The sequence below is a fragment of the Paenibacillus hemerocallicola genome (assembly GCF_006265175.1).
GTDB classification, from domain to species: domain Bacteria; phylum Bacillota; class Bacilli; order Paenibacillales; family NBRC-103111; genus Paenibacillus_AB; species Paenibacillus_AB hemerocallicola.
Genome location: NZ_VDCQ01000012.1, coordinates 133,729 through 159,387, shown reverse-complemented (window position 1 = coordinate 159,387; position 25,659 = coordinate 133,729). Strand labels below are relative to the sequence as shown.

General features: G+C 52.9%; 20 protein-coding genes. 5 read left to right on the top strand and 15 right to left on the bottom strand.

The annotated features are described in order from the left end of the window. The first annotated feature begins 112 nt into the window (after window positions 1-112). Window positions 113-298, top strand: a complete 186-nt coding sequence (locus FE784_RS11505) for a hypothetical protein (RefSeq protein ID WP_139602345.1) — start codon at window positions 113-115, stop codon at window positions 296-298. A 37-nt stretch (window positions 299-335) separates the two neighbouring features. Here the strand turns inward: FE784_RS11505 and FE784_RS11500 are convergent, their stop codons facing one another. Beyond that, the gene (locus tag FE784_RS11500) at window positions 336-1,586 is read right to left on the bottom strand and encodes a Gfo/Idh/MocA family protein (RefSeq protein ID WP_139602344.1); all 1,251 of its coding nucleotides are present in this window, start codon (window positions 1,584-1,586) and stop codon (window positions 336-338) included. Between the two features lie 162 nt (window positions 1,587-1,748). Between FE784_RS11500 and FE784_RS11495 the strand changes: the two genes are divergently transcribed. Then, window positions 1,749-2,570: an AraC family transcriptional regulator gene (locus FE784_RS11495; RefSeq protein ID WP_139602343.1), complete on the top strand. Its 822-nt coding sequence runs from the start codon at window positions 1,749-1,751 to the stop codon at window positions 2,568-2,570. A gap of 515 nt (window positions 2,571-3,085) precedes the next feature. Here FE784_RS11495 and FE784_RS11490 read toward each other — a convergent pair. Continuing rightward, window positions 3,086-4,822, bottom strand: a complete 1,737-nt coding sequence (locus FE784_RS11490; protein ID WP_139602342.1) for an ABC transporter ATP-binding protein — start codon at window positions 4,820-4,822, stop codon at window positions 3,086-3,088. Window positions 4,823-4,841: 19 nt separating this feature from the next. Then, window positions 4,842-6,698 (bottom strand): ABC transporter ATP-binding protein, encoded by a 1,857-nt coding sequence (locus FE784_RS11485; RefSeq protein ID WP_246131990.1) that lies wholly within the window; start codon window positions 6,696-6,698, stop codon window positions 4,842-4,844. Window positions 6,699-7,072: 374 nt separating this feature from the next. On the opposite strand from FE784_RS11485, the gene xerS reads away from it, so the two are divergent. Next, the gene (gene xerS / locus FE784_RS11480; protein ID WP_139602340.1) at window positions 7,073-8,146 is read left to right on the top strand and encodes a tyrosine recombinase XerS; all 1,074 of its coding nucleotides are present in this window, start codon (window positions 7,073-7,075) and stop codon (window positions 8,144-8,146) included. Here the strand turns inward: xerS and FE784_RS11475 are convergent. The 4 genes from FE784_RS11475 to FE784_RS11460 form a co-directional block, all read right to left on the bottom strand. Further along, entirely contained in the window at window positions 8,130-9,215 is a 1,086-nt protein-coding gene (locus FE784_RS11475) for a DUF871 domain-containing protein (protein ID WP_139602339.1), read from the bottom strand. The two genes, xerS and FE784_RS11475, sit on opposite strands and share 17 nt — an antisense overlap. 42 nt (window positions 9,216-9,257) lie before the next feature. Next, window positions 9,258-10,646 (bottom strand): extracellular solute-binding protein, encoded by a 1,389-nt coding sequence (locus tag FE784_RS11470; protein WP_139602338.1) that lies wholly within the window; start codon window positions 10,644-10,646, stop codon window positions 9,258-9,260. A gap of 142 nt (window positions 10,647-10,788) precedes the next feature. Continuing rightward, window positions 10,789-12,102 carry an ABC transporter substrate-binding protein gene (locus FE784_RS11465; protein WP_176706121.1) on the bottom strand — a complete coding sequence of 438 codons (1,314 nt, stop codon included), beginning with the start codon at window positions 12,100-12,102 and terminating at the stop codon, window positions 10,789-10,791. Window positions 12,103-12,918: 816 nt separating this feature from the next. Beyond that, window positions 12,919-14,004, bottom strand: coding sequence for an LCP family protein (locus FE784_RS11460; RefSeq protein WP_139602336.1), 1,086 nt, complete (start codon window positions 14,002-14,004; stop codon window positions 12,919-12,921). 268 nt (window positions 14,005-14,272) lie between these two features. Here FE784_RS11460 and FE784_RS11455 point away from each other — a divergent pair, with 268 nt between their 5' ends. Continuing rightward, window positions 14,273-15,526, top strand: a complete 1,254-nt coding sequence (locus FE784_RS11455) for a PASTA domain-containing protein (RefSeq protein WP_139602335.1) — start codon at window positions 14,273-14,275, stop codon at window positions 15,524-15,526. Between the two features lie 68 nt (window positions 15,527-15,594). On the opposite strand, the gene FE784_RS11450 is transcribed toward FE784_RS11455, so the two are convergent. The 4 genes from FE784_RS11450 to FE784_RS11435 all read right to left on the bottom strand — a co-directional run bounded on the left by FE784_RS11450 (window position 15,595) and on the right by FE784_RS11435 (window position 19,711). Beyond that, entirely contained in the window at window positions 15,595-16,422 is an 828-nt protein-coding gene (locus tag FE784_RS11450; RefSeq protein ID WP_139602334.1) for a hypothetical protein, read from the bottom strand. Window positions 16,423-16,443: 21 nt separating this feature from the next. Then, complete coding sequence (locus FE784_RS11445) at window positions 16,444-18,882, bottom strand: heavy metal translocating P-type ATPase (RefSeq protein ID WP_425465538.1); 2,439 nt, start codon at window positions 18,880-18,882, stop codon at window positions 16,444-16,446. Between the two features lie 88 nt (window positions 18,883-18,970). Beyond that, a complete protein-coding gene (locus FE784_RS11440; protein ID WP_139602333.1) occupies window positions 18,971-19,171 on the bottom strand; it encodes a copper ion binding protein in 201 nt (66 codons plus the stop codon). 174 nt (window positions 19,172-19,345) lie between these two features. Further along, entirely contained in the window at window positions 19,346-19,711 is a 366-nt protein-coding gene (locus FE784_RS11435; protein ID WP_139602332.1) for an ArsR/SmtB family transcription factor, read from the bottom strand. 209 nt (window positions 19,712-19,920) lie between these two features. On the opposite strand from FE784_RS11435, the gene FE784_RS11430 reads away from it, so the two are divergent. Further along, window positions 19,921-21,030 (top strand): cation diffusion facilitator family transporter, encoded by a 1,110-nt coding sequence (locus tag FE784_RS11430; protein WP_139602331.1) that lies wholly within the window; start codon window positions 19,921-19,923, stop codon window positions 21,028-21,030. A gap of 64 nt (window positions 21,031-21,094) precedes the next feature. On the opposite strand, the gene FE784_RS11425 is transcribed toward FE784_RS11430, so the two are convergent. The 4 genes from FE784_RS11425 to FE784_RS11410 all read right to left on the bottom strand — a co-directional run bounded on the left by FE784_RS11425 (window position 21,095) and on the right by FE784_RS11410 (window position 25,656). Next, window positions 21,095-21,652, bottom strand: a complete 558-nt coding sequence (locus FE784_RS11425) for a GNAT family N-acetyltransferase (protein WP_139602330.1) — start codon at window positions 21,650-21,652, stop codon at window positions 21,095-21,097. 107 nt (window positions 21,653-21,759) lie between these two features. Then, entirely contained in the window at window positions 21,760-22,467 is a 708-nt protein-coding gene (locus tag FE784_RS11420; RefSeq protein WP_176706120.1) for a sulfite exporter TauE/SafE family protein, read from the bottom strand. A 131-nt stretch (window positions 22,468-22,598) separates the two neighbouring features. Continuing rightward, window positions 22,599-23,363: a stalk domain-containing protein gene (locus FE784_RS11415; RefSeq protein WP_139602328.1), complete on the bottom strand. Its 765-nt coding sequence runs from the start codon at window positions 23,361-23,363 to the stop codon at window positions 22,599-22,601. Between the two features lie 124 nt (window positions 23,364-23,487). Continuing rightward, window positions 23,488-25,656 carry a hypothetical protein gene (locus FE784_RS11410; protein ID WP_139602327.1) on the bottom strand — a complete coding sequence of 723 codons (2,169 nt, stop codon included), beginning with the start codon at window positions 25,654-25,656 and terminating at the stop codon, window positions 23,488-23,490. Window positions 25,657-25,659: the final 3 nt, after the last annotated feature.

Here is a 25,659-nt window from a genome sequence, read left to right as displayed (position 1 = left end):
CGTGACATTAAGCGGTGTCTACTTTTTATTCTAACTGCAAACCAACCTTATTTGTGACGCAGATGGATGAATTCCTGTCGAAACCCGGCTTTCTAAAGGAAATAAGGTTGAAATGGGCATTAAAGTCGACGCAAAGCGGGAAAACGATGCGGATAGTGCTGAAACCAACCTTATTGTGGCAAGGATGGATGGAATCCGGCCAAAAGGCTTCTACTACCCGCGGGTACCTGTGGCGGCTGCGTTTCCCCGTCCTGACCGCTTTGTACGGGCCATCTCTGATAAGGACACCTTCACCTAAGTAGTAACAATGAAGCTCATTATTAGTGAAATAAGGTTCAGTTATGCTTTCCCAAGCTTTCCTGGACCGGTTGATCCGGATCTAGCAGCTCCCATCCCTCCGGCGGTTCGCCGAAGTCCGGTATGTCCATGCTGACGCCGTCCCGCAGCGCCGACTCGTGGGCCACGAGCCCCGGGGCGCAATATTTGGCCGCTTCCCAGACGTTGACCGGAGGAAGCTTCCCGGTAAATGCCGCCTTGACGAAATCGTCGACCAGAAATTGATGCGAGCCGAGATGGCCGTTGCGGAGACCCTTGAACGAAGCCGGCAGCCGGTGCACGGGATGGATCGGCGAGAACAGGCTGTTGAAATCTTTTTGCAGCACCTCGTGCAGATGCTCGTCCTCTTTCGGAATATGGTTTCTCGCGCAATGGAGCAGCTCGGACAAATCGACGATTTTATTGTGCGCGAGCTCGGTCCAATATTGCCCGCCGCTGCTCTCCTCGAAGCTGCCTTTCGTCCCGAAAATGCTGACCGGGTTGCTGCTGGACTTGCCCCACCAGCCGACGCGCCGGAATTCGTTGATCCGCACCATGCCTCCGTCCGAGGAACGCAGAAGAGCGGTTTGGTTGCTGTACGGGTTGCCCCACAAATTGCCCTCCTCCGTGAAAATGCCGTCCTCGTGCCGATCGCGGTAGCCGAGGCAGCTGACTTGCGTCAACCTGGCTCCCGTCACGGAAACGATCATGCTCGTCGAATGCGTCGGATAAAACATCGGCGGAAAACCGGCCACCTTCTTCCAGTCGGCCCCCCCGGAATGCTGGAACGCTTGATAAAAGCCGTGCGACATATCATGCAGATAAGCGGCTTCGCCGTACACGAAATGCCCGAAATCGCCCTTCTTATAACGGTCGCGGCAATAGATCGTATGCGGATAATAGTAGCACGTTTCACCGTTCATATAGACGAGACGCGTTTCTTCCACGACCTTGACGACCTCGGCAATCTCCTCCAGCGTCGAAGCGATCGGCACCGCGCAATATACGTGCTTGCCGGCTTTCAACGCCTGGATCGTCAGCGGACCGTGCAAATGCCGTTGCGCGAAGATGGCGATCGCGTCCACGTCGCTCGCGCACAGCTCGTCGTGGGAAGCGGCGGTACGCCGAATACCGTATTTGGCCGCGACTTGTTCCAACCTATCCGGCAACAGGTCCGCCAGCACCACCTCGCTGACGAGCGGATGCGCCTTGAACAGCGGGATAAACGCTTCCGAGAAGGAGCCTACCCCGCATATACCGATTTTCATCATACTGTGATTACCGCCCTTTCATGAAAACCCTTACTTTCCTCTATTGTAAAAAAAGCGAAACCCGAATGACATACCCTCAATTGAAGCATCCATATCTTCATTTTCCGTGGCGGGATGCTATAATGTTAAGTAAAACAGCAGACCTGCGGAGGTTTCATCGAAATGAAATCCGAGTTATTGTCCGATTATATGCCGACCATCACTTATTACGATTATTGGGAGCGGAAAGAAAGGTTTCTGCTGTTCGAGGACCGTTATACGGATTGGACATGGTTTGCGATAGAAGAAGGCGCCATTTATTATGAATTCGACGATCACAAAGGGACCGCCTCGTTCGGCGATTTGCTCGTGTGCCCTCCGGGAACCGATTTTCACCGGGTCGTGGTCGAGCCGGCAAGCTTCCATTTTATTCACGTCAAGTGGTCGCACGAAAAAGAGAGCGGCATAGCAGATCCGGCCGACTTGCTGCCTACCGGTAAAATTACGGTCCGCGATACGCTGCGGCTGTCGGCCAACTATGCATGCTTGCGCAGCCTGCCGATCGTGACCAGGCTCCCCCAGAGCAACAGAAGAAACCATTACATCCGCGATTTGTGGTATACGTACTGCTCCGAAGAGGAGCCAGCCGAAATCCATACAATCCCGTTCCGCAACCGCAAAGCGGACAGCCCGATGAAGGAAGCCGAGAAGAAAATCCGGCACAGCGCCTTCGAATCGTTCGAGCTGCGGGATGTGGCCGAAGAGCTCGGCATGAGCCCGGCCAAGCTGACGAAACGGTTTAAAGCGAGCTTCGGTCTCACGCCAAGCGAATATCTGACCGGTCTCCGGCTGGAGAAAGCCCGTTCGCTGCTCCTCGAAACGTATCTTACGCTCGACCAGATCGCCCAATGCTGCGGCTACGAGAACGGCTTTTATTTAAGCCGCATTTTTACGAAGCAGTATCGGATGCCGCCTTCGGAGTATCGCAAATCGTACAGGGTGTGAATATCCGAAAGCCATATCCGCATTTTCCACATAATCGCGGGACCAGGCCGACAAAGAAACGGCGACCGCATAAGCCGCTTATGGCGGGCGTGAGCAGCACGTTGCCTGTAAATAACGGTACAAAATTCCGTTATTGTCCCGAATTTCATTGCACTCTTCATTATAAAGTCATTGTTTTCCGTTAATTCGAATTTTCGAGGTGAAAATGACCGTGAACCGCGATATAGAGGAACGGTATTCCGTTATTTTGCCCTGGGCGCTCGTATTCGGGTCAATAACGTAAGCCAGTTCCGCTATTTGTTGGATTCAAGCGGCCGTAAGTGTCGGGAATGGCGGCAAGTTTTCACCGATCATGCGATGCTGACACTTCCATGTGCGAATTATGCTGCGGCAGGAAAAAGAAGCAAACTGCTGTCCCATGGACAAAAGTTTGCTTCTTTGTATGAATGAAGCTCGCCGCACCGACTTACCGGGCGAGAGGATACGGGCCATCCTCCCCCCCTGAGCCAAGCCTCTCATGCCCCGATCGATCCCGCCCCGTTCTCGCTCATCGTGGAGACGAGCCTCCGATACGCCTCGTCCTTCGCCATCAGCTCTTCATGGGTCCCTTGCTCCACGAGCCTGCCTTGGTGCATAACCAGAATCAAATCGGCGTTGCGGATCGTCGACAGCCGGTGGGCAATGACGATCGTCGTTTTGCCCGCTCTGCGCTTATCCAGATTTTCCTGCAGCTTCTGCTCGGTTTCCATATCGAGCGCCGATGTGGCTTCGTCCATAATCATCAGCTCGGGATCGCCCATCATCGCCCTTGCGATCGCGACGCGCTGCCTTTGGCCGCCGGACAGCGTGTAGCCGCGCTCGCCGACGACGGTATCGTAGCCTTGCTCCAGCGACTCGATAAAATCATGGATTTGCGCGCTCCTGCAAGCGTCGATCATCTGCTCATCGGTAATGCCGACACGGCCGAGCATCAAATTGTTGCGGATCGTATCGGGGAGCAGGAAAGGCTCCTGGAAGACGACGGACAATTTCCCCATCCAATCCGTCATCCGAATGTCGGACAGCGGGATGCCGTTTATACGGATACAGCCGGACGACGGCTCGAAAAACCGCAGCAGCAGCTGCGTAATCGTCGATTTCCCTCCTCCGCTGGCGCCGACGATAGCCAGCTTCCTACCTGTCGGCAGCGACAAATCCAGGTCATTCAACACATGGCGCTCCGTACCCGGATAAGCAAACGTCACGCTCTCGAATTCGATGCTCTTCACGGGGGCACGCAGCTCTCTGGTGCCTTCCCCTATTTTCTCCTGCTCGAACAGCTCCTTCACCCGGTCCGAGTACGCCAGCTGCCCGGACATGTTCATCGCGAAATTGAATACGGTCTGGTAATTCGTAAACAATTGGTTCGAGTACTGATACACGATGACGAACGCCCCGATCGACACATTGCCCTTAATGACCGAGTAGCCGCCGAAAACGAGAACGGCCATCCGGCCGATCCATTGCACGGAATTGCTTAGCAGCAGTTGAGAATTCGCAAGCTTTCCGTTCTGCATCACTCTATCGAAGAAGATCGCGAACGTGCCGCGGAAGCTTTTCTCCTCCCAAGCCATCCGGTTGAAGGCGATGACTTCCCGCGTGGAGGAAATCCCTTCTTCGATTTTCGTAAGCAGCTCGCCCCGCTTCTCCTGCATCTCTCTCACCTGCTTGCGCATGATCGGCGCAAAATATCGGCCGATGGCGATGTACAGCACGCTGAAGACCGTTACGATGCCCAGCACTACCGGACTGTTCCAGCCGATAATCGCGATAAGCAGCAGCGTGCCGCCCAATTGCTGAATCCCTCTCGGCAATTCGTCCGTGACGAACGTGGACACTTGCTGGATATCGCTGGTGAAATATTGCACCCACTTGGCTGTACGGCCGCTCTGGATCGAAGAGACCGGAGTTCGCTGGATGACGGACATCAGACTGCTGCCCATATGCTTATGGAGGCATAGTCCGTTCATGCGGGTCAAATATCTGCCCCACCAGTTCAGCACGTACGAGGTTAAATAAGTAAGCGTGAAGTACAGCAGCACCCATTTCAGCTTGTCGTAATGCTTGCCCACGAGAACGTCGTCGATCAAAAACTTTTGCGAGCCTTGCGCCATAATTTGAGCGGACTGGCCCAGTACGAGCACGAGCATGCTCAGCCCGATCGCCCATCGCGCCTTGCTCACGTATACCCAAATCCATCGGATCGTCTTCATCGCATACCTCTCTTTCGCCTTATCCGCCGACGACAAGGTCGCCTTCCAGCTCGTACAACCACCCTCGCCGCTCAATGAGCTCCCGATAGTTTCCGGCCTCCGCTACTTTGCCGTCCTTCACGACGATGATCCGGTCATAATCGCGTACGGTCGACAGCCTATGCGCGACGGTGATCGTTGTGCGGCCCTTCATCAGCCGCTCAAGCGCTTTCAAAACCTCCCGCTCGCTTACGTTGTCGAGTGCGGAGGTAGCCTCGTCCAGCAGCACGATGCGCGGGTTTTTAATAAACAGTCTCGCAATCGATATCCGCTGCCGCTGACCTCCGGACAGCTTCACGCCCCGCTCCCCCACATTAGTCTCGTATCCGTCGGGAAGCGCCATAATAAATTCGTGGGCATTCGCCGCCATGGCCGCATCCTCGACTTGTTTGTCCGTAGCGTCCGGATAGCCGAAACGTATATTCTCCCGTATCGTCGTGCCGAATAAATAGATTTCCTGGAATACGATGCCGATCGAATCGCGCAGCTGATCCAGCGCCAGCTGCTTCATCGGTACGCCGTCAAGCCGGATCTCGCCATCCGTCGGATCGTAAAATCGGTCGACAAGCTTCAATATCGTCGATTTGCCGTTCCCGCTCGTCCCGACCAATGCGATGCGTTCGCCCGCTTGTATATCGAGCGTAAAGCCGTATAAAATATCCGGTCCTCCGTAGCCGAACCGTACGTTGCGGAAGCTCAGGCTCCCGTTAACCCGCGGCAGTATGGTCGGCTGCGCCGCTTCCGTTACCGCCGGCTTCAGCCCCATGAATTCTTTCAGCTTCTCCCCTTGATGAAGCAGCAGGCTTTGATCCATGAAAATGGAGACGAGCTGCGACGATTGGCGGTTCAGCATCTGGTAATACATTGTAAAGGCGACGAATTCGCCGACCGTCAAAGCGCCGTTGCGGTTCAAATAGGCGCCGTAAACGAACATGACCAGCATGCCAGCGAACGAGGACAGCTGCCTGGCCAGCGCCCGGAGTCCCCGGTAGATGAACTGCTTCCTTTGGCTCTCGTTATAGCTCTCGTGCTTGCGCTCGAACCGTTCGAGGTCCCACGATTCGCTGCGGTGCGCCCGCATTTCCGTAAGTCCCGTAATGCTTTCGTATATTTTGCGGTTCCAGTCGGTTCTACGGTCTCTGGCGATTTTGCCCCAGAACGACGTCTTCTTGGTCAAATACGGACCCGCCATATAGTACAGCAAAAAGCAGGGCAGCGTCACGAGCGTCAGCTCCGCGTTCATGTGCAGCACGAAAGCGAAGGCGACGAACAATAACAGCGCATTGTTGATCAGGTTCGGAAAATGCCTTTGGTAGATGCCTTGCACGGCCTGTACGTCGCTATTGAGCAGCGACAGCGTTTCCCCGACGGCATGACTCTCGTAATAAGAGAAGCTGAGCCGCCTCAGCTGCTTGATGCAATCGAACTGCAAATCCCGGGACGCCTTTTCCCTGATGAGCCGGGACAGCAAATTGTTCGCCGCCATCGCGGTAAACATGCACAATAAGATCAACACGAGGACGCCGACGATGACTTTGAATTTATCCGCGTTCCCCGCCATGACGACATCGTCGATGATATGCTGCAGCACCCGGAATATACTCATTTGCGATAGCGAGATGAACAGTCCGCAGACGATAAACAATACCATTTGCCATTTGTACGGCTTGAGATACGTCAGCAGCCACATGTAAATCCGGAAATAGTAGGCTCCGTTCTTCGCAGGATCCCGCTCGTATTCCCGCTCCCAATCGTCATCCGGATCCCGTCTTCGCCCCCGGTTCCGTCCTTGTCCCCGCCGCGCGTCTTCCGGGTCGCGCTCCTCTTCTGCCCGCATTTTCGCCAAGCGGATCATTCCTTTCCAGTCCGTGAATCGCCGCTAAGATGTGGATGCACTTCCATCCGTCCACCAGCATATCACATGCCCTATTCGCGATGAAATAGATGATGTTATTTCAATACATGGATTAAATGACTTTCCGCATGGATGCGATGGCGGTGCGGGGCCGGGGTATGTAAAGCAAGCATTCCGCTCCGAACCAACCATATCTTAACGAGCTATCTTGGACAAAATCGGGTATAGTAGTTGGTAGAGTTCGTTACGCATAGATCGGGTAATAATGATTGCGGAGTTCGGCTATGCCGTTTATGTTGGTAACATAAACTTTTATGCAAGCAAACTCCGACTCACTCCTATCGAGGTGATTGCCGTTGAACGTTTTAAAGCAAAAAGACCGTCAAGAATTGGACAAAAAAATCCCTTCGATGCCGTGGTATGTCGAGAAATTCATTAATTACAAACTGCCGGATCTGTCCCCCTCCTCGTTGCTGGAGTATGCGCGCGACTACGATACGTTCTTCTCCTGGCTGCTGGCCGAAGGGATAAGCGATGCCCCCTCGATCAAGGACATTCCGATAGAAGTGCTCGAGAAGCTGAGGATGGAAAATATAGATACATACAAAATGTTTCTGGCTACGAAAAAAGACCAGGCGAATACGAAGACGACGATTTCCAGAAAGCTGTCCTCCCTCCGCTCGTTGTTCCATTATTTGAGCCAAATCGCCGAGGACGACGACTTCTATCCTTTGCTGAAGCGGAACGTCATGGCCAAGGTCGAAATCAAACGGACGCACAAGCCGAAGGATACGGCCGCCAAGCTCGAAGGCAAGCTGCTGCAGGAATCGGAACTCGTGGAGTTTATCGATTACGTAAAGACGGGTTATCCCCATACCGTATCCAGAAACAAGCAAGCGCTATATTCCTACGAGCTGAATAAAATCCGCGACGTATGCTTGATCAGTCTCATTCTGAACTCCGGATTGCGCGTATCCGAGGTCGTCAACCTCAATATCGAGGATATGGATTTGAAGAAGAAGCTTCTATACGTATACCGAAAAGGGAAAAACGACGAGACGTTCAAAACCCCGGTTTACTTCAGACAGGAAGCGATCTCCGAGCTGACTGCTTATTTGGAAATACGCCAGCTCCGCTATAATCCGGACAAAAGGGAAAAAGCCTTGTTTCTCGCCGTCGCCAACGGTTCGAAAGAAGGCAAAAGAATGACCAAACGGGCTATCCAAGAGATGGTGATCAAGTACGCGAAATATTTCGGGAAGCCTTATTTGTCCGTCCATAAGCTCCGGCACTCGTTCGCAACCGACTATTATTTAAGAAACGATCTGTACAAAACGCAGGATCAACTCGGTCACGCCTCGCCAGAAACGACGCAAATCTATGCCCATCTGACGGACAAAACGATGGCGGAAGCTATCGATAAATCTTGAACGCGAATTTCTTGCCTCCCGTAATCAGTTCGACCAGCTCGCGGCTGTCTCCCCATACGGTGCCTACGACGTTGACTCTGGCGTCCTGCGGTATGTCGGTCAAACATATTTGCAGCTCGCCGGAGTACCGCTTGTAGCCGGCATTGTCAATCGTGACGCTGTACTTGCTCCGCTCCTTGCACCGGTCGGCGGCAAGGGGAGCCCCGACAGTAGCGAATCTGCGCGATCCCGAGGAACGAATGACATAGTCGGGGGCGTCCGGCCGATTCGTATGAACGCCGGAGAACAGGATGCTCCGCTCCTCGTCCGAAATGCCGTCCTCCGGAACAATCCCCAGCTCTATAATCTCCGGGTCTATCCCGATTAATTGTCCAAGCTCATCGTCGGATGCATAGGCGTCCCCGAAGTATACGGCATCGGCCAAGCCCGAGTGGAGTAAAAATTGGGCCGATACTGAAGGCGACATCGTCCGGTGCTTCTCTATCGTTGGCAATCCTTCATGGATCGGCCCTCTTCTGCCCTGCAGGGAAGGAACGAACGCAGACAGCTTCAAGCCGTATTCCGAGACGATTCGGGCTTGATTCGCCGCCTGATTCGCCGTAAGTCCGGTATAGGCTCTCGGGTAGAAGTTATGGCAGGCGCTCATTCTCGAAAAATCCGTATGGCGGGCTTTGAGCTCCGCCAACTGAGCCATGCTTATCGTGCTCGCATTCAGGACAAGCTCAAGCCCATGCTCGTTGCCCGACATGGCGGCAATCTCCTCATATGGAAATCCGTAATCGATCCGAAGCGCGGCGAGTCCGAGTCGGCGAAACGGAGACAAGTCATGCACGGAAGCGCCCGCTACCTTCATCGTGGTTGGTGAAATATCCGCCGTCATCTCCATTCCAAGCTCGTTCACGCGGCGGCAAAGCCGTTCCATCTCCGCCCATTTCGTCCGAAAGTCTACTTCCGGCAAATGGAGCGATGTAAAGACTCGACGGTATCCCAGCTTCGCTGCCGTCTCCACATAGGCCAAATTGGACTCCAGAGAGAATTCGTCGTTCGTATAAACGGAAATTCCAAGCATATCCTCACCTCGAAAGGGTATGATTTGACCTCGCAAAGCCCGTCAGAGCGTTTCTTCGGATGGAGACAACAGCAGCTCCAGCCGGCTGCAGAAGCTTTCCTCGCTCTCCAGCCCCGCCCAATACAGCTTGACCTCCCGCTCGATCGTCCTGAACTTCTTATCCCCGATACCGAGATCCGTGAACGGATGGAACGACGCGATCATTTCCCTGAATAGCGAGAATCGGGACGGCCTGTACATGTTTTCGTCGCCGACCCATTCGGCAGCCGGCTTCAATGCCGGAATACTGTACGTTTGTCGACGTATCGACAGCTGGGACGTCTCGGACGTCAGGAAGCGGACAAGCTTCATCGCCGCTTCTTTTTGCCGGGAGCCGCGGTTCACGGCGAGCCCGATGTTCATGAGCAACGTCGCCGGCCGGCCGAAATGGGGCACCGGAGAAATATCGAACTGAACCGGCTTGTCTTGCAAAAAGTTAAGATGGAAATAACTCGTCATAATGACGGACGCCTTCCCTTGAATAAACAATTGCTCGGCATCCCCGTTGGAGATGTTCTCGGACAATATCGGAAAGTGCTCCTGCACGTCGCGGCAAAAACGGAACGCTTCCATCATGCCCGTGCCGGATAGCCGGATACGCCCGTTCGCTTCTTTTTCGAATGCGCCTCCGCGCTGCAGAAGAAAGACCGACCATCGATTGGCCGAAAGGAAATGGTAGTAGAAGCCCAGACGTTCGCCCGGAATGGCCAATTGCGAAGCGATATCGAACATGCGCTCCCAGCTCCAGCCGCCGTCCGGTTCGGGAATGCGGTTGTCGCGGAAATGCTCCCGGTTGTAGCACAGGATGACCGGCGAGTATATAAAAGGCTGGACAAGCAGCTTGTCGCCGTGCTTGAAGCTGTCCGTCAGGAAAGGATAAATATCCGGATCCGGCTGTTGCGGCTCCAGAGCGTCCGTCCAATCCTGCTCCAAATAAGTATAGAAATGGTTGTTGTTCAAGGTGATGACGTCAAACATCCCGTTGTCCAAATACTGCTTGACAATATCGGGACTTTCATTCGTAAACGGAACCGCCTGCACCTCTATGTCCGGATTCATTTCCCGAAATCGGGCCAATAGCCTATCGATTCCCGTCTCCCTCGGGATCGACGTATAATAGCCGAATTGCAGCCGAACCGGCCCGCTTGCGCGGGCCGGTCCGATCACTTTATTGCCGACTCTGGGAATTTTGTATATCAACCCTTCGGCGACAAGCAATTCCAGTCCTTTGCGGACCGTAAGATTGCTCAATTGATACTGTTTGGAAAATTCTCGTTCGGAAGGCAGAAATTCGCCGGGAATTCGATGGCCGGAGACGATTTCTTCCCGCAGCGTATGAACGAGCTCGTCCAGACGGGATCGAAACGTTTTGCGGTCGGTGCGGTCTTCCATATCGTGTCCTCCAGATTGCCGTACCAGATGTAACTTTCTAACAGAATAATCATACCATGAGCGCGATTGCCGGACAACAACGCACTCGCACGCGGCAGCAAGGCCGCCATCCGGATGATTCGTGCTCACGAAACAGCACGGATTACTTGCTTTCCGCTATTTTTTTGTTCAGCATCTCATCCGCTTCACGCAACGCCGAGTTGATATCGACGCCGTCTTTCATAACTTTCTTGAACGCTTCCTGCGATAAGGTTTGGCCGTAAGCTCCATCCTTGCTAGGCGGAACCGGTGCCGCCGGCTGGGACAAGAAAATCGACTTCAGGTTTTTGCCTTGCAAATACGGAATATTTTTCCCGAATTCGTCTTGGATCGCCTTCGTTGACACGATCGGAAAACGCGCGTTTCGGGACATTTCGGCTTGCACGTCATCCGAGAGAATCGTCGAGATCACCTGGAACGCCTGATCCTTGAATTTACTCTGCTTCGTAATGTGCAAAATCCACTCATCCACCTGCATTCCCGTATTCGGCTTATCTTTGAATTGAGGGTATTGCACGATATCCCAATTGATTCCTTCTACGCCTTTGAAGTTCGGGAAGTGGTTCAGACCCGGATACATGGCGAGCGTACGCTCCTTAATAAATTGATCGAAAGCGCTTGGCACCCAGCGGTAATTTTCGTTGCCCGGTATATCGTACACCGATTTCATATAAGCGAAAATCCGTTTCCAGCCTTCCGTATCGAGAGTGGCCTTATTCGTCTTCGTATCGACAAAACCGAGGGAAAGCACGGATGCCATGCGGCTCGGCACGTCGGGTTCAAGTCCGCGGTATTGGGTCTGACCGTCCTTGCGGGTCAATTTGAGCGCCATGTCTCTCATTTCATCCCATGTCATGCCGTCTTTCGGGTAGCCGACTCCGAACTTGTCGAAAATGTCTCTGTTATAGTACGTCGCGTTGAACGAGATCGTCCACGGCAGCCCGATCAAGTAATCATTTCCGCTCGTGATTTTCACGGCGTCCAGTCCCTGCTTGTTGATTTTCGACGTATCGAACTTATGCGATTTGACAAACGGTTCGATGTTATCCGCAAGTCCCAGATCCGTAAACGTATATATGATCGGCGATGCGGATTGTACGATGTCGGGTATCGTGCCTGTAGCTACTATCTTGTCTAGCGGAGTCTCGGTCAAATTAATAAATTCGAATGAAATATTCGGATATTTCTTCTTTACCGGCTCGACGATATATTTGTTCCGCTCCTCCTCGCTCAGCCAGGAGAAGTTGATGGCGAACTTCAACGTGACCGGATCCGCGCTTACTTTCACGGGAGTATCGGCGGTCGCCGGCACATCCTTCGCTTTCGTTGCCTCCGGTTCCTTCGTTCCGCTGCATGCGGAAATGACCGACAATGCCATGATGCTCAAACCAAACGACGCCAACGACTTCTTTCTCATGAAGGCTCCTCCCTTTTCTCGACCCATTATCTATATAAAGGCTAAATTATGCCCTTATATCAAAAATATGTAAGCGTTTTCTTTTTTGGCGGCAAAATTCGCTCCTCCAACAGTCCATGACATGTTCATTTTGCTTTCCTTATCCGTCGTACTTTTTCTTTGTGATTTCGTTCTGATTTCCTTCTATGCGTGATTATAATGACATTATTTGGGGATGTCAACCGTATTTTTAATCAATTCGAACAAATAACTCGTATAGTTTCGTTACTTCGAATAATTCTGATTCTATTCTGATTTATTTTTGACGCAAAACTACGACAGCATAATTCGCGTAAAGCGTGCATGTACCGCATGATCGGTGAAAGCCGCCTGCCTTTGCCGACGCCATGCGGGACCGATTTCGATAAATAGCGGAACTGGAGTATGCTGTTGACCCAAGCAATCGTGTTGATTGCAACATAACGGAAAACTGTTCCGCTATTCCGCTGTTCATGATCATTTTCACCCGGAAAGATTAAGATAACGGAAGTCGGTTCCGTTATCTTCAAGAGTGTAAAGGTATTCGGGACAATAACGAAATATAGTTCCACTATTTGCGGCAACACGTTGCACCACGCTTCAATAAGGGGCCTCCATATTGTAGGCGGATAAAGTTTTCACACAAAAAAAAGACTATCTCCGGAAAATATTCCCGGAAACAGTCCATGTTCGTTTACCGCGATGATCGCGCCACATTAACCTATTGATCGGCTTACACGTCCCGGCAATTGTCGCATCACTGTCCGATGTTCGACTGCCCTACATGCAGCAAACCCTTTATCGCGATTTATTGTATGTGTCTTTGGTAACCGTTTTCGAATCCGATGATTCTACCCGAACTACTTTGGATAACGGATAAGATTGACTTTCCTTGATCGTTTGGTCCGGCAGCTCGAGCCGGGTACGAAGCGCCGTCAAAGCCGCGTCCAGATCCGTTTCGGTCGGAACGATATAAGGACTTTCCCATTTTCCTTCCAGCGGTACAAATTCGATATGCTCAGGCTTCAGCTTACGAAATTGGGTGATCCATTCGCGGATGCGGGATTCGGGCACATCGGTTCTTACGCTTTGTCCGGCAATGTCGAGCACGTCCCCCCACTGCGAGATGCCGTTAAAGGAAGTAAGCTTGTCGAGCAATTGGCTGAGCACCTGCTGCTGGCGGCCATTCCGCGCAAGATCGGAAGATTCGGCGGTTCCTTCATTCGATTTCCGGTATCGGACGAAGTCGAGAGTCTCTTTTCCTTTCAACTTCTGCATGCCTTTCTTCAAATTGATGTTCGTCCCGTCTTCTTCATCGACGTATCTCATATCCATATCGACATCGATCTGAAGGCCGCCGAGCTCGTCGACCAGTTTCCGGAATCCGTCGAAATTGATTACGGCCATATAGTCGATCGGAACATGCAGCAGCTCGCTGAAAAAGGTTCTCGTATTCGTAATCGCGTTGTCTCGATCTTTGTTATAATAGTAGGCATAGTAATAGTTCGCTTTCTGCGAAGAGATGTTCTCCGGCTTCAGCTGCATATCCCTTGGCAGCGAAACGATCGTGGCGGTACGATGCTCCGGATTCAGCGCGACCAGCATCATGACGTCGGTATTCATCGAGCCACCGCCCCCTTCACGATTGTCGACGCCCGCTATAAGAAAGGAAATCGGCTTGAGGGCCTCATCCTTTGTAACGGGCTTGCTGTCCGTCGGGGCAGGCTGGGACGGTCCGGAAGCCGAAATCAGATTTAAAGCGGTATCCGCTTTGTGTACCAAACTGCCGGCATAAATCGCCGCGCCGACGAGACATGCGCCGACGATCGAGACGGCGATGATCCCGATTTTTTTTCCCATTCGCTTGGTCGGTCTGGCCCTCATGATTTTCCCCGCTCCCGATATACCGTTCAAGTCGATTTTTGAACGAATATGTAGAATGCACTCAACTTTTAGACGTATTTACCCGCAAAAAGGTTTAATGTTTCGGTTTTCCTTACAATAAAAATTCCTAGTATTGATTGGAGTCCTCAAGAGTGTTACACTAAGCAAAATTATCGTTTACCGACAGCATAGGAGGACACTTTGTCCATAAAAAGAAACGCGTCGACGAATAGTATGGAATAGGAAAGAATGATGAGGTGATTTTGTTATGAAGCCTATTTCAAACCGGTACGAACTGAAGCAGCTTCTGGGCCCGATTCATGACGGCCAGTTGTATGAAGGAAAGGATTTATCGCTTCAGCGATCGGTTTTTATATATGAGGTACAGCTTCAAGGAGAAAGCGCGGTACAACAATATATCGGCAGGCTGGGGAGCGCGGCTCAACAAGGAGCGACCGACTCGCCCTTTTTGCATGTTCTGGACATCGAAGTCGGCTCCGGTTATATCCATGTGGTCATTTCCTATAAGCCCGGGAGCTCCTTCCGGCAATTCGTCCGCAACCATCCTCCGTCCTTCAAAGAAACGACGGTCATGATCTCTGCACTCGGCCAGGCATTGCTGGACGCGGCGGAGGAGAGGCATCTCAACTTCTCGCTCGATCCGGGCAACATATGGATTACCGAAGACGGTACGATTAATGTGATCAATACGTGGGACCGCCCGGAACAGCCTAATAAAATTTCCAAAAGGTTAAGTCAGCTGTTCGTTCAACTGATGACGAGATCGGATTACGTTCCGGCAGACGCCGAGACGTTCTCGACCAACCTGCTGCGGGCTCTGGAGCTCCCCACGAAGAAAAAAGAAGAGGTCGTCGCCGCAGTAACGGATGCATGGAAGGAAAGGATCACTCTCGTTTCATTCGTTCAATTTACCCAATCGCTGCTTCAGCCTAAGTCATCGGTGGCCGCCCGCGAAGAGCGGGCTGCTCCGGTCCAAACATGGTCCGCGCCACCACAGATTGAAGAGGAGCCTGCGGCCTATATGGAAGAGGAACGGGAATCGCGTCCTCCTTCCAGGGCCCGCTGGTTCAAAATAGGCAAAAAGGTCTGGTTGGGCATTTCTTTCTCGGCTGTGGGGTTAGCCGTATTCGCGGGCGCTTTCGTACTTCTCGTCGAAACGATGAACCGCGACAGATCGAAGCCGGCCGACCCGGTAATCGTCGAGCATCGTCCGCAAACGACGACACCGCAAAAAACGGCGGAAGAAACCAATAAACAAAAAACCGTTTCCGTTCCCCCTTCCGAAAGTCAGCCTATCGTCGGAGTTCCGACATTGACCGGCCTGCCCAAAGAAGCGGCAGAGAAAATGGCGCTCGAAACGGGTCTGCGCTATACGTATTATTTGGAAGTCAACAGTCAACCGGCCGGGACCGTATTCAAGCAGGAGCCGACTCCGAACGAACAAGTGGAGAAAGGCAGCCATGTTACGTTCTGGATCAGCAAAGGTCCCGTTCAGCAATAATTTTTCTCGTCAGCAAAAACAGGCTGCACTTGGCGGCCTGTTTCCTTTTTTTGCTACTTTATACCGCATTACGGTACGTTGACGACAAAAGGTACTACGAACGTTTGACCGTTTTGTTGGAATTGCCCCCAAATCTTGTACAATCCGCTCTTCGGAAATCGGGTTTGGAATTTCGCGTCAGGTCCTTTCGCTTTCTCGTCGGTCGGATGGACATGCAAATATTGTTCGGCATCGGCGCTCAGTATGACTACGTGTCCGACCGCTCCCAGGTAGGGCTGCAGATCGGTAATCGGCTGCTTCGTCTTCTCGTCCGTCAGCCGGAAGTTCAATTGGATATCCGTCCCCGCCGTCAAACGATCGTAGGTAAGCGTCACCTCTTTGCCGTTCACCGACTTGACGAGCTTGCCGTCCGCAGCGATAGGCGCGGAAGCGGCGGCCTTTCCTTCCGCCGATACCCACTCGCTTTTCGTCGTTGCAGCGCCGCCGGTCGGCAAGTAATCGGCTAACAGCTTGTAGTCCCCGCCTGCGGGAAACTGCGTACCGATCTCGAATCTCCCGTCTCCTTTATACTCCGGATGAATATGGTCGAAATACGACAAATCTTTGCTGACGATAATCAAATGCATCATTTTCTCATGATTGAGGTCGAATTTCTGTACGGGCTTCCCTTGCTTGTCTTCGATTTGTACCGATACCGTCGTATTCGTGCCGGCCTGCGGTTTCGAGGCGGACAGCTTCCATACGGCTTTGGTCGTGTCGGAGGCCGGCTCGCCTCCCGCACCCGAATGTTCTCCGTGTTCGCCATGCCCTTTCGATACGGGGTCCGCGGATTTGGAGCAGGCGGATACAAGCAGCAGCGGGATGAGCAGGCCGATCAAAAAAAATCGTTTCTTCATTTGTTTGTTTTCCTCCATTTACTATAGCTTGATGCGCTGCAAGCGCAGGGCGTTCAGGACGACGGATACGGAGCTGAGCGCCATTGCCGCTCCGGCGAGCCAAGGAGCGAGAAATCCGATGGCCGCGATCGGAATGCCTATTATATTGTAAGCAAGCGCCCAGAACAAATTTTGCTTAATGTTCGCCATCGTTTTTTTGCTCATCAGGATCGCATCCGGTATTCCGTTCAAATCTCCGCGCATAAGCGTGACGTCGGCGGAAGCGATCGCCACGTCGGTTCCGGTGCCGACGGCCATGCCGGTGTCCGCCGTAGCGAGTGCGGGAGCATCATTGATCCCGTCGCCGATCATGGCGACTTTGCGTCCCGCTTCTTGCAGTTTCTTCACTTCCGCCGCCTTCCCTTCCGGCAACACTTCGGCAAGCACGTGCTCAATGCCGGCTTCGGATGCGATCGCCCGGGCCGTTCGCTCGTTATCGCCCGTAATCATAATCACTTCCAGTCCCATTTCCTTCAAGCGGGAGACGGCTTCCTTGGACGTCTCCTTAATCGTATCGGCAACGGCCAGCATAGCCGCGAGTCTCCCGTTTACAGCCGCCAGCATGGCCGTTTTGCCTTGCTCCTCGAGCAGGTTCATTTCGGAAACGACCGTCCCGATCGGAATGTCATAGCGGTCCATCAGCTTCCGGGTACCGATCAATAGCTCGTTACCATCCACTGTCGCTTTAATGCCAAAACCCGGGATCGCTTCGAAAGCTTCGGAGCCCGGCAAGTCGATCCCGCGGTTGCGAATGCCGCTTACGATCGCCTCTGCCAACGGATGCTCGGAATTCCGTTCGGCCGAACCGATCCAGGCGAGCAATTGCGACTCTTCCCAGTCGGGCTCTATCCGGATATCCGTGAGCTCAGGCTTTCCCTTCGTGACTGTTCCCGTTTTGTCCAGTACGACCGCATCTACGCGGTGCGCCGCCTCCAGATGCTCGCCGCCTTTGAACAAGATGCCCAGCTCCGCAGCCCTGCCGGATCCGGCCATAATGGAAGTAGGCGTAGCGAGACCCAGCGCGCAAGGACAAGCTATGACCAATACCGCAATCGATTTTTCCAATGCGCCGGCAAAATCGCCTGAATCGAAAGCGAAATACCAGAGAAGAAAAGCAAGGACCGCGACCCCTACGACGATCGGCACGAATATGCCCGATATGACGTCGGCGATGCGTTGAATCGGCGCTTTGGAGCCTTGCGCCTCTTCCACGACTTTTATAATTTGCGATAGTGCCGTTTCTTTCCCGATTTTGGTTGCGCGCATGCGGAGCGCCCCGTTTTTGTTCAATGTGGCCCCGAATACGGAATCTCCCGTATGCTTGTCGACTGGGATGCTTTCCCCGGTCAGCATCGATTCGTCTACGGCAGATACTCCTTCCAGCACTTCGCCGTCTACGGGAATTTTCTCTCCCGGCTTCACGAGTACAATATCGCCCGCAATTACTTCTTCCACCGTAATGCTGACTTCAGTTCCATCCCGGACGACGAGCGCCGTTTTGGCCTGAAGACCAATCAGCGTCTTGATCGCTTCCGACGAACGGCCTTTGGCCAGCGCTTCGAACAGCTTGCCGAGCAGGATGAGCGTAATCAGCACGGAGCTCGTCTCGTAATACATGTCGACTTGGTGCATATGCTGCCCGATGGAACGAATCGTCAAATACAGACTGTAGAAATAAGCGGCCGATGTCCCTAGCGCGACAAGCACATCCATATTGGCGCTGCCGTTGCGCAATGCCTTGTAAGCTCCCGTGTAGAACGGCTTGCCGATCGCGAACTGCACCGGAGTAGCCAGCGCCAGCTGAAACCATGGATTCATGAACAGCTCAGGCACCCATATCCAGGAAGTAAACGAGAAATGTCCGACCATCGCCCATAATAACGGCAGCGATAATACCGCGGAAACCGTCAGCTTCCGTTTCTGCTTGCGGATTTCCCGTTCCCGGTGAGCGCCCGCATCGTTCGCTTGTTCCTTCGTCTTCGCTTTGTAACCGAGCTGCTCCACCTTGCGGATCATATCCTGGAGCGTTGCGCCGGTCGGACTATAGTCGACGCGAGCGGTCTCGAGCGCAAAATTGACTGTCGCCCTTTGGACGCCCGGCAGCTTGTTCAACCCTTTCTCGATCCGGGCCGCGCAAGCCGCGCACGTCATCCCGCCGATTTGCAGCTCGACGGTCTGTTTAACGGTTCCATATCCAAGGTCTTCAATTTTTTGCTCCAGCCGCCCGATATCGACCTTGGACGGATCGAATCGAACCGACGCCTGCTCCATCGTGAAGTTGACGCTGGCCTCCGATACGCCGTCCAGCTTGTTCAAGCCTTTCTCGATACGGTTTGCGCATGCGGCGCAAGTCATTCCGGTTATTTGCATCGTGGTCTGTTCCGAACGCTCTGCATGTATCGTGCTCGTGCTCATAGTCATCACCTTTGCTCGTTATGATACATTACCCCCATAGGGTATGTTGCGCGGTAAAAGGATGGAGCCACCGGCAGATGGCTCCTCCGACTACTTAAACGACGTCGTACCCTTGGTCTTCGATAGCCGTTTTGATCGCTTCCAGCGTCACTTTCGACTCGTCGAATTGAAGCGATACCGATTTGCTGTCCAGATCCACCTTGGCGGATGCTCCCAGCTTCTTGACGGCTCCTTCTATAGAATTCACACAATGTCCGCAGGACATTCCATCGACTTTCAAATTTACGTTTTGCATGCTGAAACCTCCCTGTCTCCGTTTATCTTTCTCCGATATGATGAAATCCCGTTACGCGATGTGATCCGTTGGCACTACTGATTGTCCGGACGGCCGCCTAGTATTCCATCGCCATTTATTCCGCCTTACATCTCCAATCATACAATACCCCCCAAGGGTATGTCAACAATCTTTTCAGGGATGCTTCAAATGCTGCAGCGTTTGTACGAATATTTGTTCGATATGGTCGTCGTCCAACGAATAATAGACCGTTTTCCCCGCTTTGCGCCGTTTCACGATCCGTAAATTGCGCAAATAACGAAGCTGATGGGAAATGGCGGATTGTCCCATTTCCAGCAGCACGGACAAATCATGGACGCACAATTCTTTGTTCAGCATCGCGTAAATCAGCTTCACCCGCGTCGGGTCACCGAGCGCTTTGAATAAATCGGCCATGTCGGCGGCGGCCGTCTCCGTGATCATCGTCAGCTTCACGTTTTGCAAATCCGTCTCCGTTCCCGTACATGTATCGTCGCAAGAATCATGCAATAATTTCTCCACCTTGACACCACCTCCGGCTTAATCGAACCTTGTTCGCTGTATGTATTATACCAAATTTCCGACAGGTTTTTCCTATAGGGCGTTCCGGCGCGGATTTAGCCTATAAAATCCCCTTCTTTTACGTATATAAACTTCGTGCTTGCAACAATAATAACGGTGGCATATAATACATATGAATAATTGCTCATATATTATTGGAGGAATTGCAAATGGGAAACGACAAGTATAAAACCAAACTCTCAAACGGGACTCATCCTCGCGATCATGATCACGAACACAAGCACGATCAAGATCACGATCACGACCACGACCACAACGAGCATGACCATGAACACAAGCATGACCATAATGATCACGGCCATAATCATTCACACGACCACCATCACGGTCATTCGCACGGTCACGGTCATGGGCACGATCACGCGCACGGAATCGGCCATCACCATCACGGACCGAACAACGAGAAAGGCTTGACGATTGCCCTGCTCATTACGGCCAGCATTATGATTCTCGAATTTTTCGGCGGACTGCTCACGAACAGCTTGGCTCTGCTATCCGATTCCGGCCATATGCTGAGCGATGCGGCGGCGCTTGCATTAAGCCTCGTGGCGATGTGGTTCGCGGTCAAGCCGGCCGCCCCGAACAAGACGTACGGTTTCTACCGGTTTGAAATATTGGCCGCATTGTTTAACGGAGCGACTTTGTTCGTTATTGCCGGGTTTATCATATGGGAAGCGTACGAGCGGCTCCTTAACCCGCCCACCGTATCCAGCGGTTCGATGATGGTTATCGCGGCAATCGGCTTGTTGGCCAATTTGGGCAGTGCATGGGTACTGATGCGCAAGGGCGACGTGAAAGACAATATCAATGTGCGAAGCGCTTATCTGCACGTGCTCGGAGACGCCTTGGGCTCCGTCGGCGCCATTATCGCCGGACTGCTCATGTTGGCATTCTCGTGGTATATAGCCGATCCCATTATTAGCGTCGTCGTAGCGCTTCTTATTTTGAAAAGCGCATGGGGCGTCATCAAGCACGCCATTCATATATTGATGGAAGGTACGCCGGTGACGATCGACTGCGAAGACGTAAAGCGATCTCTGCTGCACATTCACGGCGTACGCGACGTTCACGACCTTCACGTATGGACGATAACGTCCGGGCTCGACTCTTTGAGCTGCCATGTGCTCATCGAAGATGATGCTGACAGTCAGGACGTCCTGCAGCAGGCCATTCATCTGATCGAACGCAAATATAAAATTATGCACACGACGATTCAGGTCGAGACATCCAGCCTTCAGCATGGGGAGCTGAAAGTATAGTCGTCCTTTTCGAACAAAAAAATTCTACATAACATATGTTATGTAGAATTTTTTGTTCCCCTCTTCAGATCAGCTTCACCATTCGGCGAAAAAGCGATCCTCCCACCTGCAAGGAGCCGTCCTCCGCATATCCCATTTTCCCGTACAAAGCGAATGCGCGATCATTATCCTGCTCAACGATCAATGAAAGCTTCGAATGCCCGTGCTTCATGGCTTTCGCTTCGAAGGCGGCCATAAGTCCTTTCGCAATCCCTTGACCTTGATAAGAGTCATATACGGCGATCGAATCCAAATAATATTCGTCCTGCCGCGGCTCCCTCGCAATCGTATAACCGGCAATGCCCTTCTCTGCATGAATACGGTCCAGAAACGGCTGATCCAACTCTTCCGCCCTGCTGCCGTCATAAACGATCGCCATGCCCGCAACTAGTCCGTCCCGTTCCTCCACGACTACATTTTCGTAGCTGATGCGATTCCCCTTCTTACGGTAAAAATCGGTCAAAATCCGCATCGTTTCCGCATCGTCCGGCGTTCCCGCGAGCGAATACGCGATCGAACCGATCGCGCTGAGCACGAGCGGCATCACTTGTTCCGCGTCCTCGATCGTTGCTTGTCGAATCATGATGTTCTCCTCGTCCGTCAAATGCGCTTCGCTACTTGCTATAAGCATCCGCAACCAATATACCACTTCAAGCGGAAAATGCAAGCAGGCAGGCATCCGGAAGGATGTCAGATGCTGGAAAGGACCGCCTGTACGCCGGTCGCTATTAGCAGGATGAACGTAGCGCGTCGGAACCAGAGCTGATTCAAGCCTCGTGCAACGGCCAAACCGATTGCCTGTCCGACGAAAATGGCCGGGATGAGCAAGACGGCATAACTCATCTCCGAAACGTTTACGCGGCCGCTCATCATCTGAATCGTGAAGCTTATCGCGTTCACGATGCTGTAATAGGCGATCGACGTTCCCCGGAAAGTCTGCTTCCCGATTTTGTTGGACAATAAGTAGAGCACGACAGGCGGCCCGGGCATGCCGATACTGGAGCCGAGAAAACCCGACGCGAAGCCGATTCCTTTCCCGTTGCCGAGCGGAAGTCTGATGTTTATGAGAAGCGGAATCGCAAACAATATAATGCATATGCCCGCCACGAGCTTCAACCAATAAATGTCGAGCATAACGAACACCACTCCGCCCAGCGGCAATCCGAATAAGCTTCCGATCAGAAGCTTGCGAAGCAAAGACCTATCGGTATCGCGCACGACGCGCGGCAGCGTCGAAACGGAAGAGATCAAGGAAAGGCCGAGAGCTACGGAGACGGCGGAATGATCCTGATGCACGAGCAAAAGCAGAGGTATGGCCAGTATGGCGAAGCCGAATCCCGTGCCGGCCTGTACGGCGGCCGACACCAGGACGATCAAAAACGAAAGTCCCCATTCCACGGTAAGTTCCCTCCGGATGATGTCAATAAGTCCAGTTTACAGCTTGCGGCAGCTTCTGTATTGTTCATAACGACATGACGTTTGTGTTTTTCGCAACACGGGCGACGTTGGAAAAACCCGTGTGTACAACATCACGGGTTCAAACGCTCGAATTGCTCGAAAGCGGCTTTATACTTCTCCTTCGCCTTCAGCTCTTCGTCGTACGCACTGGCATAGCTGGTAATATAAAACTCCAAAAACTGCGACTGGCCCATAGAAACGGATCGCGTGAAATGCTCGACCGCATATTTATAATACGACATCGAGGAATGCGCCGACTCCAGCACCTGCAGAAAATCGGCACCCAGTATGCCCTTTTGCTTCGCCTTGTTCATCTCCGCGCTGCTCGTCTCGGTCAACACCGACATATACGTATCCTCGAAAGGTTTCCAATACAGCTCGTTCATCATTTTAAAATATTGGTCGCTTTTCTTGATATCGTAATATTCTTTGGCTATCCGGATTTTCTCGCGGAAAACCGGCAAACTCCCGATGTAGGCGTCGACCTTGGCGTACAAATCCGCTACGCTTTGCTTCAGCTTCCGTTCCTCCGTATCTTCCGGCTGTACAGGTGCTGTCGATGGTGGTGCCGCTGTTGCCGTCGTGACGGAGGCGGTCGAAGTCGCCTGGTCCCAGCCGATCTGTGCACCCAATGCCTCGCTTACGACCTTGAGCGGCACAAGCGTCGTACCTTCCATATTGATGCCGGGCACTTCTCCGTGTACGGCCTTTCCGTTTACGACAACGTTTACGATCGGATGGCCTTTATAATCGCCATTCGTCCCTGCGGCTACGGCGACTCCGGATACGGCTACCAATAGTCCCGCAGCCAATATCGCCACTTTCCGTTTGATCATCTGACTCTCTCCTCCCTCTTCTCCTATATTCTAGTAGAGATGCTGCATGCAGGCAACCGTTGAAAATGAAGAAAAGCGGCAAGGCTCCGACGCCTATGCCGCTCTCTCCTCCGCCCGAAGCCGATTAATGGAACTCGGCCAGCTTCCGCTTCACTACGCCGTTTGGCGTATCGACGATCTCGTAAACATTAATATAATTCAAGGAGCTGAATTGGTTCAATTTCAAATTCGTAAAGGTCAGCTCGTTCGTACCGTTCAGCAGTCTCGTCGTACCTAGGAAAGCGACCGTTTGGGTCGAGATGACTTGCTTGGTGCCGTCGACAAGCTCGAATTGCAGCTTGGACAAATTGGCGTCGGATATGATTTGCTCGGTTCGTTGCACGCCCAGATCCATTCGGAGCGAGTACGAGAACGTCGTGCTGAGTACGCTGTGAAGCAGCAGCTTCTCGCGAAGATCGATTTTGTACGGGAATACGTTCCAAACATCGTCTGTCAAATTGTCCTGCTGGAACGCCGTCTTGACCGTGCCGAGCGGAACTTTGCCGGCATCTTTCGCATTATAGACGCGCAGCAGAAGCGGTTCATTCTCGTCCATGGCCGACATGAGGAACGAATAGCTGATCAGATAGCTGCTGTTCGTCGCAAGCTGCGTCGCCGCGGTTGCCTGCTTCGTTCCGGAGTATACGCTGCCGGAGGCGTCCACCAGCTCCAATGCAAGGTCGGGCGTCGCCAACACGGTAGTATCGGCATTCGTCAGCTTGAGCTTGGCGATCGCGGTCTTGAAGCCGTTGTTGTCATTTTCATACAGCTTGAGCTCCGATACGGCGACATCGATTTTTTTGTCCAAGGCCAGATCGATCTTGCTGCCGATCGCATAATCGCTGCCCGATCCTTGCACGTACAGTTGGGCGTTATCCAAATTCGCGATCAAGGCCGGAATCGATTTGGTCGTAGTCGAAGTTCCGGAATTCGTTCCGCCGGTATTACTGTTGCCCGATCCCGTAGTCGAACCGGTTGTTCCCGACGTATTCGCAGTGCCGTTCGATGACGTATTCGAATTGCTCGAGCCGGTGACGGTTCTCGTCTCGAATAAGGCAATCTGCATATCGGACACGTCGACTCCTTTGGGCATCAGCGCATTGAAGGAGAACGTTTCGCTTTCATTTTGCGACAAGTACGCCGCATGGGTGGACGGATCTTCGGCCGTGACGGATACTCCGCCGTTTCGGGACTGCACCTTGGCCGTCAGCTTCGGCACCGCCGTCACCTTGCTGCCGTTATTGTCTATGCGAACTTTGGCGGATACCCATTGTCCGTCGGCGCTTTGGGAGATGGCAGCCGATTCGACCTTTACCGAAACGGTCTCTTGTCCTTGGGAGTCCGTAATCGGTCGCGCGTCGCCGATAGCCGACGGCTTGAACGATTTCCCTGCAGCCATGCTGTCCAGCACCGTCGGGGTCGTTCCGGTCAAATAGTAGAACTGGAGCGCCCAGTCGTTTGCGGAATCATCGGCCGGGATAGCCGCACGGACGGAAATCCGCTGCGGCTTGCCGGGGAGCAGAGATTTGTCCGCGCCGTCGATGGCCGTAACCGCGACCGTCTGACCGGCGGAATCCTCCAGCCTCATTTTCAAACCGGAGGGCAAAGTCAGTCCGGATGTACCCGCATTCAGTGCGATAAGGTCGATATATAAATTCCAATCGTTATTTTCGTATACGAAATATTCGTTGCCGATCCGGAATTCGACTTTGTCGTCAACGGACAGCGACGTATCCGCCTTGGACAGCGGGACAATTGCCAGCGGAGCCGTCTCGGCTGCACTTTGCATGGCCGCCGCTACCGAAAAGGAGCCGATATCGTTCATCGAGACCGAAGCGCCGTAATTCCAGGTGAACAAGGCCACTCTCAACTGATCCGCCTGGGAGCCTTTCGCAATGCGGGCTTCATAGGCGAATTCCTGTTCTTTGCCGGAGAGCACCCGGGCGCTTTGCTGTCCGGTCAATTGGGCCGAGTAGCTGTAACCGGCCGCGTCCGTTACGCGAACGCCGAAGTAATTGTAATCCACCGACTCGGCGCTGCCGTTATGAAGTCCGATGGAGAAGCGTAAAATCGAATCGTCCGAAGCTTCGGACAGCCGGACTTTCTCGAGAGTAAAATATACGCTGTCGCTGACGTATATTCCCTCTTTCCCCGCCAATGCCGCATAGGGGGCAAGAGCTAGGCAAAAGACGACGAACGTGAGCAGGAGCATTCGCGCTCTTCGATGCATGGCGCTGCGTTTGTTACGTATCATGGG